Origin of the sequence: Bradyrhizobium erythrophlei, assembly GCF_900142985.1 — a bacterium.
Classification (GTDB): Bacteria; Pseudomonadota; Alphaproteobacteria; order Rhizobiales; family Xanthobacteraceae; genus Bradyrhizobium; species Bradyrhizobium erythrophlei_B.
This window is the reverse complement of record NZ_LT670849.1, coordinates 492,039-505,550: the sequence shown is the minus strand read 5'-3', so window position 1 is coordinate 505,550 and position 13,512 is coordinate 492,039. Positions and strand designations below refer to the sequence as shown.

11 protein-coding genes are annotated in these 13,512 nt (G+C 62.3%); 6 read left to right on the top strand and 5 right to left on the bottom strand.

Going from position 1 to position 13,512, the window contains the following annotated elements; all coding sequences use genetic code 11:
- Positions 1-36: 36 nt before the first annotated feature.
- Positions 37-1,545: a hypothetical protein gene (locus BUA38_RS02225; protein WP_072816512.1), complete on the bottom strand. Its 1,509-nt coding sequence runs from the start codon at positions 1,543-1,545 to the stop codon at positions 37-39.
- A 231-nt stretch (positions 1,546-1,776) separates the two neighbouring features.
- Here BUA38_RS02225 and BUA38_RS02220 point away from each other — a divergent pair, with 231 nt between their 5' ends.
- The 6 genes from BUA38_RS02220 to cnbZ all read left to right on the top strand — a co-directional run bounded on the left by BUA38_RS02220 (position 1,777) and on the right by cnbZ (position 9,007).
- On the top strand, positions 1,777-2,322 hold the full coding sequence (locus BUA38_RS02220) for a thiamine pyrophosphate-binding protein (protein WP_072825752.1): 546 nt from the start codon (positions 1,777-1,779) through the stop codon (positions 2,320-2,322).
- Complete coding sequence (locus tag BUA38_RS02215; RefSeq protein WP_072816511.1) at positions 2,319-2,909, top strand: thiamine pyrophosphate-dependent enzyme; 591 nt, start codon at positions 2,319-2,321, stop codon at positions 2,907-2,909. Before BUA38_RS02220 ends, BUA38_RS02215 begins: the two co-directional genes overlap by 4 nt.
- Positions 2,910-3,019: 110 nt before the next feature.
- The gene (locus BUA38_RS02210; RefSeq protein ID WP_072816510.1) at positions 3,020-3,721 is read left to right on the top strand and encodes a TetR/AcrR family transcriptional regulator; all 702 of its coding nucleotides are present in this window, start codon (positions 3,020-3,022) and stop codon (positions 3,719-3,721) included.
- Positions 3,722-3,723: 2 nt separating this feature from the next.
- Positions 3,724-4,917, top strand: a complete 1,194-nt coding sequence (locus BUA38_RS02205) for an efflux RND transporter periplasmic adaptor subunit (protein ID WP_072816509.1) — start codon at positions 3,724-3,726, stop codon at positions 4,915-4,917.
- 58 nt (positions 4,918-4,975) lie between these two features.
- The gene (locus BUA38_RS02200; protein WP_072816508.1) at positions 4,976-8,071 is read left to right on the top strand and encodes a multidrug efflux RND transporter permease subunit; all 3,096 of its coding nucleotides are present in this window, start codon (positions 4,976-4,978) and stop codon (positions 8,069-8,071) included.
- A gap of 180 nt (positions 8,072-8,251) precedes the next feature.
- Positions 8,252-9,007 carry a 2-amino-5-chloromuconate deaminase CnbZ gene (gene cnbZ / locus BUA38_RS02195; protein WP_072816507.1) on the top strand — a complete coding sequence of 252 codons (756 nt, stop codon included), beginning with the start codon at positions 8,252-8,254 and terminating at the stop codon, positions 9,005-9,007.
- Here cnbZ and BUA38_RS02190 read toward each other — a convergent pair whose 3' ends face one another.
- Genes BUA38_RS02190 through BUA38_RS02175 form a run of 4 tightly spaced genes read right to left on the bottom strand, consistent with a single transcriptional unit; the run spans position 9,008 to position 13,510 of the window.
- On the bottom strand, positions 9,008-9,895 hold the full coding sequence (locus BUA38_RS02190; RefSeq protein ID WP_072816506.1) for an ABC transporter permease: 888 nt from the start codon (positions 9,893-9,895) through the stop codon (positions 9,008-9,010).
- Positions 9,896-10,837 (bottom strand): ABC transporter permease, encoded by a 942-nt coding sequence (locus BUA38_RS02185; RefSeq protein ID WP_072816505.1) that lies wholly within the window; start codon positions 10,835-10,837, stop codon positions 9,896-9,898.
- Between the two features lie 46 nt (positions 10,838-10,883).
- Complete coding sequence (locus BUA38_RS02180) at positions 10,884-12,392, bottom strand: ABC transporter substrate-binding protein (protein WP_072816504.1); 1,509 nt, start codon at positions 12,390-12,392, stop codon at positions 10,884-10,886.
- A 35-nt stretch (positions 12,393-12,427) separates the two neighbouring features.
- Positions 12,428-13,510 (bottom strand): ABC transporter ATP-binding protein, encoded by a 1,083-nt coding sequence (locus BUA38_RS02175; protein ID WP_244553276.1) that lies wholly within the window; start codon positions 13,508-13,510, stop codon positions 12,428-12,430.
- Positions 13,511-13,512: the final 2 nt, after the last annotated feature.

Genomic DNA, 13,512 nt, shown 5'->3' with positions numbered 1-13,512 from the left:
GAGAGGCCGTGCCTTGTGGCGCGGCCTCTCTGTTGCCTATTTGCGCTCGGCCGCTTCGCCACCGATATCAGCCGTGCCCCCGCCGCTACAGCCGTCGGCGCCGTAACGTACGAACTTCTGCACGCGCTTTCCGGTATCGACCTCGCCGGTATAGATGTTGCCCTGGCTGTCGAGGCTGACCTGATGCAGCCAGTGGAAATCGCCGGCCATCCGGCCGCCATGGCCAAGCCGGCCGAGTTGTTCGAGCTTGTCGCGGCTCAGGATGTAGATCGTCTGGTTGGTGTTATCGCCGATATAGAGACAGCTTTGCGGCTTGTCGGGCGAGAAGTTCATCGACACCGCGGTGCCGGGCATCACCGGCTGGGTGTAGGTCTTGGCGCTGATGAAGCGCTCGGTCACGAAGCCGCATTTGCCGGCTTCGCCATTCGGATTGCTGCATTCCTTGCCGAGCGATGCATCCTTGCTGTCGAACACCTGGATGCGGTCGTTGCCGCGATCGCAGACGTAAATCTTGCCGTCGTCGGCGATCTTCACGCAGTGCACGGGGTTACGGAAGAAGGCAGGCTTCACATCGCCCTTGCTGGAGGCCTGCGGCCAGGTGCCGGCGGCGGCCGCCGCCGCATCGTCGATCGGGTTGCTGCCGTAGGCGCCGAAGTGGCCGATATATTTGCCGGTGTCGGCATCGACGATCAGGATGCGGCGGTTAGCATAGCCGTCGGCGACGTAAAGGCGATTGGTCTTGGGATCGTACACCATGTCGGCGGGACGATAGAGCAGCGGCGTGCGGTTGATGCCGCCGTCCTTGCTGTTGCTGTCGGGCGCGGAGGGCGTGCCGCCGATCCGCATCTTGAAATTGCCGTCGCGGTCGAACTTCAGGATGAAGCCGTCGCCGCCGCCCTTGTTGGTGGTCCACGGAATTTCCTTTTCGCCGGCCTTGAGCGCGGGAGAGTTGCCGGCGATCCAGACATTATCCTTCTGGTCGACATAGATGCCGTGTTCGATGTTTGGCCAGATGCAACCATCATCGGATTTGCATTTGCCGCCGATGAAGTTCGGGTCGGCCGGGCCGCCCCAGGCGTGCAGCAATTTGCCGCCGCCATCGAATTCCATCACCGAGGGGGCGGCGCGGCAGCAATCCGCACCGAAGCCGTTCAGCCGCACAAAGCCGAGGCCGTTGACCGGCTGGCCCTTGGCGTCGGTGGCGCCGGCGATCGGACCCTCCAGTCCCACTTCGTCGTCGTTCAGCGTGCGCGGCCTGTTGTAGACCCAGATGTGGTCGTGATGATCGACATAAAGACCGCCGATTTGGCCCAATAGCCAGCTGTGCGGCAGCGGTTGCGGCCAGGTCGGATCGACCACGAATTCCGGTGTCTTGCCGGAGGTCGAGCGGTCGTAGACGCCGGTCTGCTTCTGCAATTGATCGAGGAGGGCGCCTGCCTTGACCGGGCTTGCGTCATCGGCCCTGACCGGCGTGACCACAAGACCCACGAGGAGACCTAATGACAGGCCAGCGAGCGCGATGGCGATTTTGGCTGCGTTTTTCATCCCCGGACTCTTTTGTTTGTTTATTTGGAGAAAATCCTCGCCGGGTTTGAGCTAGCTGTCAATCGAGGCATTGCTTTCCGCTCGATGGTGCAGGGCACACCTGAGAGAAGGCAAATTGCCGCTATTCGCCTACACCAGACCGGCATGCCATTTTCGGTCTTTCGAAAGGCGAGCGGGGCTCTAAAGTCCGGCGTCGAAAATCAGACCGCGGACACGAACGGAACATCAGACATGGACGCCCGTCACCAAGCGCCGGCCGAAACCTCGCCTTCCTGGCCGGAAGACATTTTCGAGATCTTGCAGCGTTTCGACGTTCGCCAGGTGACGTACGTGCCGGATGCCGGCCACTCGCAATTGATCGAGCGGGTGCTCGCTGAGCCTTCGATGCGGGCGGTACCGCTCACCACGGAAGAAGAGGGGATCGCGCTGCTCGCGGGCGCCTGGGCCGGTGGCCAGCGTGGCGTGATGCTGATGCAGTCGAGCGGCGTCGGCAATTGCATCAACATGTTCTCGCTGACGCAGATCTTCCGCTTTCCGTTCCTGACGCTGGTGACGATGCGCGGCGAATGGGGCGAATTCAATCCGTGGCAGGTGCCGATGGGATCGACCACGCCAAGCGTGCTCGAATTGTCTGGCATCAAGGTGTTGCGCGCCTCCCATCCAGGCGAGGTGCGTGACGTGGTCGAGGCGGCGGCGGGACAGGCCTACAATGCCTGCACGCCGTCGGCCGTGTTGTTGTCGCAACGTCTGATCGGCGCAAAGGTTTTCGTAAAATGAGCAAGGCAAATCTTCTCGAACGCCGCAGCGTGGTGTCGGCCCTGCTGGAGGGCCGCAAGGATGCCGTCGTCGTCGGCGGCCTTGGTGCCTCGACCTACGACATTGCGGCTGCCGGCGATCACGACCGCAATTTCTATCTCTGGGGCGCGATGGGCGGCGCCGTGATGATCGGATTAGGCGTTGCCCTCGCCCAGCCCAAACTGCCGGTCGTTGTCATTACGGGTGACGGCGAGATGCTGATGGGAATGGGGAGTCTGGCGACCGTTGGCCTGCAACAGCCGAAAAACCTCTCGATTATCGTGCTCGATAACGAGGTCTATGGCGAAACCGGCGGGCAGGCGAGCCACACCGGAACTAGCACCGATCTCGTCGGCGTGGCCAAGGCCTGCGGAATCACTGACGCGCGGGCGATCGCGACCATGGGCGAGATCGAGGCGTTTGCGAAGACGATGCAGGACACGTCAAAGGGACCGCGCTTTGCCAGCATCAAGATCGATGCGGCGAATCTTGAGCGGGTGCTCGCCAGCCGGGACGGCACCTTCATCGTGAACCGCATTCGTGGCGCCCTAGGTTTCGGCCCGATCTAACCGCGCCAGGCGGCGCTATCCGGTCGCGTAACCACAACAACTGCAACGTGAATTTTGCGTCGCAGCAAAATTCCTTGACTTCGCCGTAAAGGTGAGTGCTTACTCACAAGATGAGCACCCTCCGCATGACGAGTGATTTGAGGCGTCAGTTGATACTGGGCGCCGCCAAGCGCTGTTTTGCGCGTCATGGCTTTGCCGGCACCACAACCAAGAGCGTGGCCGCCGCGGCCTCCATTTCCGAGGGGTTGCTGTTCAAGCATTTTCCAACCAAGTCAGCGCTTTATGCGGAAATTCTCGCCGAAGAATGTGCCGCCGATCCGGCGCTGCAAAGCCTGCTCGAGCTTGAGCCTTCCACCGAGACGCTGGTGGTTCTGATCCGCGAAATGGTCCGCCATTTCCAGGAGGTGCACAGCCTGCCCGACCACGAGGAGGCCGAGCGCCTCCGCCTGATGCTGGCGAGCCACCTCGATGACGGCGAATTTGCGCGCCTGATCTACGACAAGATTGGCGGGCTGATCGGCCACATTTTTGAAGCGTCACTCAAACGCGCCATTGAAGCGGGCGACGCCAAGGCGGTCGGCCGCGAACCGATGAACCTGTTCTGGTTTGCGCATCACACGGTGCTGATGGTGTGCGTGACGCGCCTGCCGGCTATCCCCTGCCTTTCCTATGGCGAAGGCGTCGACCTCGAGCGGCAGCTTAGCGAATTCATCCTCCGCGGCATCGGCGTGAACGAAGCCGCGATCAACCATTACCTCAGCCGTGACCCTGCCCGGATATCCGGGCAATCGGCAATTGCAGAGAGCGCCTGACCATGAATATCGTGACCGAAAGCCATATCTCGGGCCGTCCGATCGTCGAGAAGCCCGCTTCGCGCCCGGTCCGGCTGGTGCGCTGGTTCATCATCATCGGATTGCTGCTCGCGCTGCTGGTCGGCGCGCTGGTCGGCTTCAATGCCTTCCGCAGCCACATGATCGCGCAGTTCTTCGCCAACAATAAGCCGCCGCCGTCCCCGGTATCGGCCGTGGAAGCGAAGTCCGAAGTGATTCCGAATCTGCTGACCGCGGTCGGCGACCTCGCCGCCGTGCATCAGGTGAACGTCACGACCGACGTCGCAGGCCGCATCACCGACATCATGTTCACGGCCGGCGCCTCGGTGAAGGAGGGAAGCCCGCTCGTGCAGCTGTTCGATGGCCCCGAACAGGGCGATCTCGCCAGCTTCAAGGCGCAGGCGACCGGTGCGCAGCTCGCGCTCGATCGCGCCAAGCAACTCGCTGCCCGCCAGTTCGGTCCGCAATCGACGGTCGACGCGGCGCAGGCAACCTACGACCAGGCGATTGCGGGTATTGCCAAGACCGAAGCGTTGATTTCGCAGAAGCTCGTACGCGCGCCGTTCGATGGTGAGCTTGGCGTCCGTCGCGTCGAAATCGGCCAGTTCTTGAGCGCGGGAACGCAGATCGTCACCTTGACCGATCTGTCGATGCTCTATGCCAACTTCACGGTGCCGGAGAAGGCGAGCGCAGTGCTTAAGGCCGACCAGACCGTGCGCCTGACGGTCGATGCCTATCCGGGCCGGACTTTCGAAGGGAAGATCACGACGATCGAGCCGCAGATCGCGACCGACACGCGCAACATCCGCGTTCAGGCCACGATCGCCAATCCCGATCACTTGCTCAAGCCCGGCATGTTCACACTGACGACGGTCGTGCTGCCGAACAAGCCGGCGGTCGTTACCGTGCCCGAGACGGCGGTTGACTACACGCTGTACGGCGACTCGGTGTTCCTGATCACCGAGAAGAAAAGCGATGACGGCAAGACCAGCCTGGCTGCGGTGCGCACCTTCGTGCGGACCGGCGATCGGGTCGGCGGCCGCGCCGAAATCCTGGAAGGGCTGAAGGCCGGCGACCGCGTGGTCGCGGTTGGTCAGCTCAAGCTGCAATCGGGCGCGGCGGTCGCAATCTCGACCGATCCGACGCCGCCGATTCCTGCGAACCCGCCGCGTTATTGATCGCGCGCGCTTTACTGATTTTTGCGCGCTTTACCAATTCGAGATTCGGAGCTGTCCGATGGTCTGGACTGATATCTTCATCAAGCGGCCGGTGCTGTCCGTCGTCGTCAGCCTGCTGATCCTCTTGATCGGCTTGCGGGCGGCGACGGTGTTGCCGATCCGGCAATATCCGAAGCTCTCGAATACGGTCGTGAACGTCACCACGTCGTATCCCGGTGCGTCGGCCGACTTGATTCAGGGCTTTATCACCACGCCCATCGAGCAGGCCGTAGCGTCGGCCGAAGGCGTCGACTACATGACCTCGTCGTCGGTGCTCGGCACCAGCACGATCCAGGTCTACATCAAGCTGAACTTCGATCCGAACCAGGCGCTGACCGAAGTTCTCGCCAAGGTGAACTCGGTCAAATACCTCATTCCAAAGGAATCCAACGACCCCGTCGTCACCAAGACCACGGGCCAGACTACGGCCGTGATGTATCTCGGCTTCTCCTCTGAAGTGCTGTCGGGCTCGGCGATCTCCGACTACCTGACGCGCGTGGTGCAGCCGGTGCTTTCGACGGTTGATGGCGTCGCCTCGGCAGATATTCTGGGCGGGCAAACCTTCGCGATGCGGCTGTGGCTCGATCCGGTGCGCATGGCCGGGCGCAACGTCTCTCCGAACGATGTTGCTGCCGCGATCGCCGCCAACAACTTCCAGGCGGCGGCCGGACAATCCAAGGGCTTCTTCATCGTCTCGAACGTCTCGGCCAACACCGACCTGCAAAATCTCGATCAGTTCAAGAAGATGATCGTCAAATCGAAGGACGGCGGTTTCGTCCGGATCGAGGATATTGCAACCGTCGAGCTTGCGGCGCAAAGTACCGACGCCAGCGTCGCCTTCAACGGCGAGCACGCGATCTTCATCGGCGTGCAGGTGACGCCGCAGGGCAATCCGCTGACGCTTGTGAAGGGCGTGCGCGCGCTATTCCCCGAGCTCGAGCGCAACCTGCCGCCGTCGATGAAGATGAAGGTGGCCTACGACTCCACCAAGTTCATTCAGTCCTCGATCGACGAGGTTGAAAAGACTCTCGGCGAAGCCGTCCTCATCGTCGTCGTCGTGATCTTCCTGTTCCTGGCGTCGTTCCGCTCGGTGCTGATCCCGGTCGTGACCATTCCGCTGTCGCTGATCGGCGTATGCAGCCTGATGCTGGCGGCCGGCTTCAGCTTCAATCTGTTGACGCTGCTCGCGATGGTGCTCGCCATCGGCCTTGTCGTCGACGACGCCATCGTGGTCGTCGAAAACATCCATCGCCATCTGGAAGAGGGCAAGCCGCCGGTGCAGGCCGCTATGATCGGCGCGCGTGAAATTGTTGGTCCGGTTATTTCGATGACCATCACGCTCGCCGCGGTGTATGCGCCGATCGGATTTCTCGGCGGTCTCACGGGTTCGCTGTTCCGCGAATTCGCCTTTACTTTGGCGGGTTCGGTGATCGTGTCCGGCATCATCGCGCTGACGCTGTCGCCGATGATGTGCTCGGTGTTCCTCAAGAGCGCGGAAGAGGGGCGGTTCGCCAAAATCGTCAACCGCGTGTTCGGCGCGATGACGCGCGGCTACGGCCGCATGCTCGACCGTTCGCTCGACTACCGCCCGATTACGGGCCTGTTCGCGCTGACGATCCTGGGTCTCGTCGGCTTCCTCTATATGCACACCTCGAAAGAGCTCGCGCCTGAGGAAGATCAGGGCATCGTCTTCGCGGTGACCAAGGCGCCGAAATACGCCAACATCGACTACATCGATTTCTATGGCGAAAAGCTCGACAAGTCCTTCGCCAAGTTTCCGGAAACCGATCTGCGTTTTGTTCTGAATGGCATCAACGGCCCGCAAAACGGCATCGCCGGCATGCTGCTGACGCCGTGGGATGAACGCAAGCGCTCCTCGATCCAGCTCAAGCCGCTGGTGCAGGCCGAGATCAGCAAGATCGAGGGCGTCAACGCGTTTGCGTTCAATCTGCCGCCGCTGCCTGGTGGCCCCGGCGGTCTGCCGGTGCAGATGGTGATCTCCTCGACCAACGGCTTCCAGCCGATCTTCGATCAGATGAACAAGCTGAAGGACGCCGCACGCAAGAGCGGATTGTTCATCGTCTCCGACAGCGACCTCGACTTCAATCAGCCGGTGGTGCGGATCAAGGTCGATCGCTCGAAGGCGAGCGACCTCGGGCTGACGATGCAAAGCATCGGCAATACGCTCGCCACCATGCTCGGCGGAAACTACGTCAACCGCTTCAACCTCGAAGGACGGTCGTATCAGGTGATCCCGCAGGTGCCGCGCGAGTCGCGGCTGTCGCCGGAAGCGCTCGGAACCTATTACCTGTCGACGCCGACCGGCCAGCAGATTCCGCTATCGACGGTGGTGTCGATCGAAACTGCGACCGATCCGAACGCGCTGACGCACTACAACCAGCTCAACTCCGCGACCTTCCAGGCGGTGCCGATGCCCGGCGTGACGGTCGGGCAGGCGGTCGACTTCCTCGAAGGCGAGGCGAAGAAGCTGCCCGCGGGCTTCACCCACGACTATCTGGCCGACAGCCGCCAATATGTGCAGGAAGGCAATCAGCTCGCGATCACCTTTGCGTTCGCGCTGATCATCATCTTCCTGGTGCTGGCCGCGCAATTCGAGAGCCTTCGCGATCCGCTGGTCATCATGATCAGCGTGCCGATGGCGATCGTCGGCGCGATGATCCCGCTGTTCTTCGGCATGGCGACGATGAACATCTATACCCAGGTCGGCCTGCTGACGCTGGTCGGTCTCATCAGCAAGCACGGCATTCTGATGGTGGAGTTCGCCAACGAGCTTCAGCTGAAGGAAAGCCTGGATCGCCGCTCCGCGATCGAGATGGCGGCGCGCGTCCGGCTTCGCCCGATCCTGATGACGACGGCTGCGATGGTCACCGGCTTGTTGCCGCTGCTCACAGCGAGCGGCGCGGGCGCGGCGAGCCGCTTCTCGATCGGCCTCGTTGTCGTCGCCGGCATGACCATCGGCACGTTGTTCACGCTGTTCGTGCTGCCGGCGGTCTATGTCTGGATCGCGACCGACCATCGCGCGGGCGCCGAATCCAAACGCGCCCGGGAGATCGCCGATTTCGATCTCGGATCCAAGGCGCTGAAGCCGACATAAGCCTGGTCGGCCATTGGCCCTCTGGTAGGCCAGCGGCCCAGAGGAAAACGCCAGCGCGGGGATTCTGTCCCCGCGCTTGCGAACTTCGGAATCGGAGCTCTAGATCGCGCGGGGCATTTTCAGGATAGCCGATCATGTTAAGGTTCCATCGAACCTGACATGACCCAAGGAAACGCCTGAATGACGCGCGATTTTGCAGCCGGCAATTACCGGTTTATCCCCGCCGTGTTTCAATATTCGAGCGGCGTCTGTGCCTTTGACGGCTTCGAGATCGAACGCGTGTGCTTCGACATGTTGCTGCCGCTGGCCGAGGGTTTCGCGCAGGTCGCTCAATATATCCAGGCAGCAGGCCAAAGGCTGACGTCGTTCTGCGCCTGCGAGCTGCGGTCACCGGCAGCGTTTACCGAAGCCGGCTTCCTTGCGTTCAACCAGCACTATGTCAAGACGCTCAGTGAATGGGGTATCTTCGACGGCGCCACCAATCCCGTAGCGCGCAGCAACGTCTGTCCCGAAATCGATCCGCCCAAGGAACCGTCATTCTACGCGTTCTCGTTCGTTCGCCCGCTTCCGGGACAGCGCCGCGTCGCACAGCCGGATTTCGTCATTGCCGGCGGCGCAGAAGCGCGCGGCGGTTCCGGTAGCTATCCCGAACGGATCGTGCGCTACCGCGATCTCAGCCCGGAGGGGCTGAAGGAGAAGGTCGGCTTCACGGTGCGCGAAATGGAAAGCCGTCTGGCGGCGTTTGGATTTGGCTGGAAAGACACGACGGCGGTGCAGGCCTACACGGTTCACGACTTCCATCCCGTGATGACCGAAGAACTGGTGCGCCGCGGCGCGGCGCGATCGGGTCTGACCTGGCACTTCGCCCGACCGCCGGTGGTCGATCTCGAATTCGAGATGGATTGTCGCAGGGTGAGCCGGGAGATAGTGGTTTAGCTAGCGCTGCCTTGGATCGAGCGCGTCGCGCAGGCCGTCGCCGACCAGGTTGAACGACAGCACCACCAGAAAGATCGCCATCCCCGGCCAGATCGCCATCCAGGGCGCGTTGGTCAAAAAGCGCTGCGCCGAATTCAGCATGCTTCCCCAGGACGGCGCCGGCGGCTGTTGGCCGAGGCCGAGGAACGACAGTGCGGCTTCCGCGATGATCGCGGCCGCGATCGAAAGCGTCGCCTGCACCAGAAGCGCCGGCAGGATGTTCGGCAGAATATGAAACAGCGCGATGCGCCACGGCGGATTGCCGATGGCGCGCGCCGCCTCGACATAATCCTCGACCTTGACGCTGAGGGTCTGTCCCCGCGTCAGGCGAATGAAGATCGGTGTGGCCGAGACGCCGATCGCGATCATGGCATTGCCGAGGCTTGGACCGAGAAATGCCGCCAGCGCAATGGCAAGGATCAGGAACGGGCAGGCGAGCATCGCATCGGTGAGCCGGCTGATCAGCGAGTCGACAAAGCCGCCGCGATAGCCGGCGAGTAGCCCAAGCGGAACGCCAATCGCAAGCGCAATGCTGACCGAGATCGCACCCGCGGCCAGCGAAGCGCGCGAGCCGTAAACCACGCGCGCCAGCACATCGCGGCCGAGATCGTCGGTGCCGAACCAGTGGGCGAGCGTCGCCGGCTTGCGAACCAGCGCCCAGTTGGTTGCGATCGGATCGTAGGGCACGATCACCGGCGCAAAGATCGCGAGCAGGATAAAGACCGCGATCACGCCAAGGCCCACCACCGCGCCCTTGCGCTTGAAAAGCCGCCGCAACGCCCGCCGTGCCGGGCTTTCCATCGCGTCCGGGGCGGCCGCGGTCAGCGCGGGAAGGGCGGCGTCGGTCATTTACCCTCTCAGCCGCGGATTGACGAGAACGTAAGCAATATCGGCGATCAGGTTCAGCGTCAGGTAAACGGTCGCGGTCACGAGTACGACGCCCTGCACCACGGCATAGTCGCGGTTGAAGACCGCATCCACGATCAGCTTGCCGAATCCGGGAATCGAAAAGATCTGCTCGGTCAGCACCGCGCCCGACAATAATGTGCCAAGCTCGAGCGCGCCCAGCGTAATGATCGGCGTCAACGCGTTGCGCATCGCATGCTTGAGGATCACGCTGCGCTCGGAAAGGCCCTTGGCGCGGGCGGTGCGAACGTAATCGCTCCCGAGCACTTGCAACATCGCACTGCGCGTATGCCGCATCAGGATCGCGGCAATGGCGTTGCCGAGCACAAAGGCCGGCATGACGGTGGACGCAAGGCTCGCATGCCAGTTTTCGGAGAGTGGGACGTAGCCGGAGGCGGGAAGCCATCCGAGCTTGATCGAGAACAGGAAGATCAGCATGATTCCGAGCCAGAAATTCGGCGTCGAGATCCCCCACAGCGCAAACAGGTTGGCGCCATAGTCCCAGGCGGTGCCTTGCTTGACCGCGGAGACAATGCCGGCGGGAATGCCGATCAGGAACGCGATCACGATCGCCATCGATGCAAGCTGTAGCGTGACCGGCAGCTTCTGCGCGATCAATTCGCGCACCGGCACCTTCACGCGAAGCGATTCACCGAAATCGCCCGACAGCACGCCCTTGACCCAATAGACGTATTGCACCGGGATCGGCCGATCGAGGTGATATTGCTTCCTGATCTGCTCGATCACGGCCGGATCGCGTTCTTCACCGGCCATCACCAGCGCCGGATCGCCCGGCAGCAGATGCTGGAGCGAGAAGATCAGGATCGACACGAAAAACAGCGTCGGCACCATTTGCAGAAGGCGGCTGCCGAGAAAATTCAGCATGGTGACCTTCCTGGCGCGTGCGCAGCTGCCCTGGTGGATGCCGTCTTCACTTCAATTTCAACCCAACGACGCGCACCAGCCCATCCGGCACCGGCCGGTAGCCTTCGAGCTTCTTGGTATGCCCGAACAGGAGATTCTTGTGATAGAGATAGATGATTGGCTCATCGTTGATGATGATCCTGGTGAGCTTTTCGTAGATCGCCTTGCGCTCCGCGAGGTCGCTGGTCAGCCGTGCCTCTTCCATCAGCTTGTCCGCTTCGGGATTTGAATAGCCGCCATCGTTCTGCGGCGCGCCGGTGTGCAGGAAAATGTAAGAGTTCCCGTCGGGATCGATGCGGCCGCTCCAGTTGATCTGGAAGACCTGGAAATTGCCGGCCTGCACTTCCTTGAACGAGGTTGCGAATTCGATCAGGCGGATCTTGAGGTCGAAGCCGGCTTCGGCCGCCATCGACTGAACGACCTGCGCGACCGCTTCATATTCCGATCCTTTCGGCACCATGTAGTCGATGGAGACCGGCAGCGGGACGCCGGCCTCCTTTAGCAACGCCTTGGCCTTTTCGACATCGCGCGGGCGGATCGGTGAGGATGGTTGATAATAGGGGTGGGATGGGCTGACCCACTGGTTGCCGGGCGTGAACTCGCCGTTGAAGGCGACCTGGTTGAGCGCTTCGCGATCGATCGCAAGATCCAGCGCCTGACGCACCTTGACGTTGGTCAGCGCGCCCTTGCTCTTGTCGTTGTTGGTGTTGATGGTGAGGCCGAGATAGCCGAGCTCCGGCGCGGTCGACAGGACCAGGCGGTTGTCGGACTGCACGTCCTTGATATCGGTGGCCAGCACGCGTTCGATCAAATCGAGCCCGCCCGATTTGAGGTTGGCGAGGCGCACCGTGGCGTCGACGATCGGCAGAAACACGACACGGTCGATGAAGACGTTGCCCTTGTTCCAGTAGTCTGCGAACCGCTCGAACACCATGCGGTCCTGCTGCACACGCTCGACGAATTTGTAAGGACCGGCGCAGACCGGATGCAGGCCGAACTTGTCGCCTTGCTCCTTCACCGCCTTGGGCGAGACCATCATGCCGGAGCGGTCAGTGAGCTGGGCGATCAGCGGTGCATACGGGTTCTTCAATACGAGCTTGATGGTGAGGGGATCGATCACCTCGACATGGTCGACGCTGGCCAGTTCGGATTTGCGGAACGAGCCGGGCATGTTGATGTGCCGGTCGATCGAGAACTTCGCGGCCGCGGCGTCGAACGGCTCGCCGTCGTGGAACTTGACGCCGGGCCGCAGCTTGATGGTCATCGCCTTGCCATCGGCGGAAGTCTCGTGAGACAGCGCCAGCTGCGGCACGATGTTGAGCTTCTCGTCGATGTCGAACAGCTTGTCGCAAAAGGCCGAGAACACGATGCGCCCGACATAGGTGCGGCCGAGCGAGGGATCGAGCATGTCGGGATCTTCGGCAATGCCGATGCGCAGCGTGGTTTGAGCTTGAGCGCTTGCGGCAATCGACATCGCAAGCGCCACTGCCGTCACCGCCAACCGCAAAGTCCTCATGGTCCCGTTCTCCTTAACTCAAATGTCGGCTGGCGCTAGATGCCAGCTGGCGCGTTTGCATGCGGCGCAGTTGCATGCGGCGCCGTTGCATCATCCGTACCAACACCGGAAGTACCAGCCTCTTCCATGCGATTGAAAGCCGCAATCAGCCTGGCAAGCGTCGGCGAGAGGCCGCCGTCGGAGGGAAGGATCGCATCGGCCGGCGGCAATTCACCGCTGCGGTGACAGGCGGTCAGGTGTCCGCTGGAATCGGACAGTAGCTGCGGGAGTTCGCTCCGGCAGCGGTCGATCACGTAAGGACAGCGCGTGTGGAAACGGCAGCCGGACGGCGGATTGAGCGCGCTCGGGATTTCGCCTTCCAGCACCAGGCGACTGCGTTTGGCCTGTGGCTTCGGCACGGGAATGGCCGACAATAACGCGCGGCTATAGGGGTGGCGCGGCGAGGCGAACAGGGCTTCGGCGTCCGCGGTCTCGACGATGTGGCCGAGATTCATCACCGCGACCCGGTCGGCGATATGCTTGACCACGGCGAGGTCGTGCGAGACGAAGATGTAGGCCAGGCCCAGCCGTTGTTGCAGATCGCGCAACAGATTGAGGATCTGCGAGCGGATCGAGACGTCGAGCGCCGAGACCGGCTCGTCGCAGATGATCAGCTTCGGCTCGACTGCGAGCGCACGCGCAATCGCGATACGCTGACGCTGGCCGCCGGAGAATTCGTGGGCGTAACGGCGCGCCGCACGCGGCTCGAGCCCGACCAGCCGCAGTAACTCCTCGACCCGCTTCTGGCGCTGTTCGGCTGGCACGAGATCATGCAGCACCAGCGGTTCGGCCAGGATCTGGCCCACCGTCATCCGCGGGTTGAGCGATGCGTACGGGTCCTGAAAGATGATCTGGGCGTCGCGGCGGAACGCGCGCAATTCGTTCGCGCCCATGGCAAGCAGGTCGCGGCCTTCAAAGGAAATCTCACCCTGATCCGGTTCGATCAGGCGCAGCACCAGCCGGCTCACGGTCGACTTGCCGCAGCCGGATTCGCCAACCAGCGCCAGCGTTTCGCCGGCTTTCACGTTGAACGAAACGCCGTCGACCGCCCGGACAAACGCCGTCGGCCGCCCGAACATGG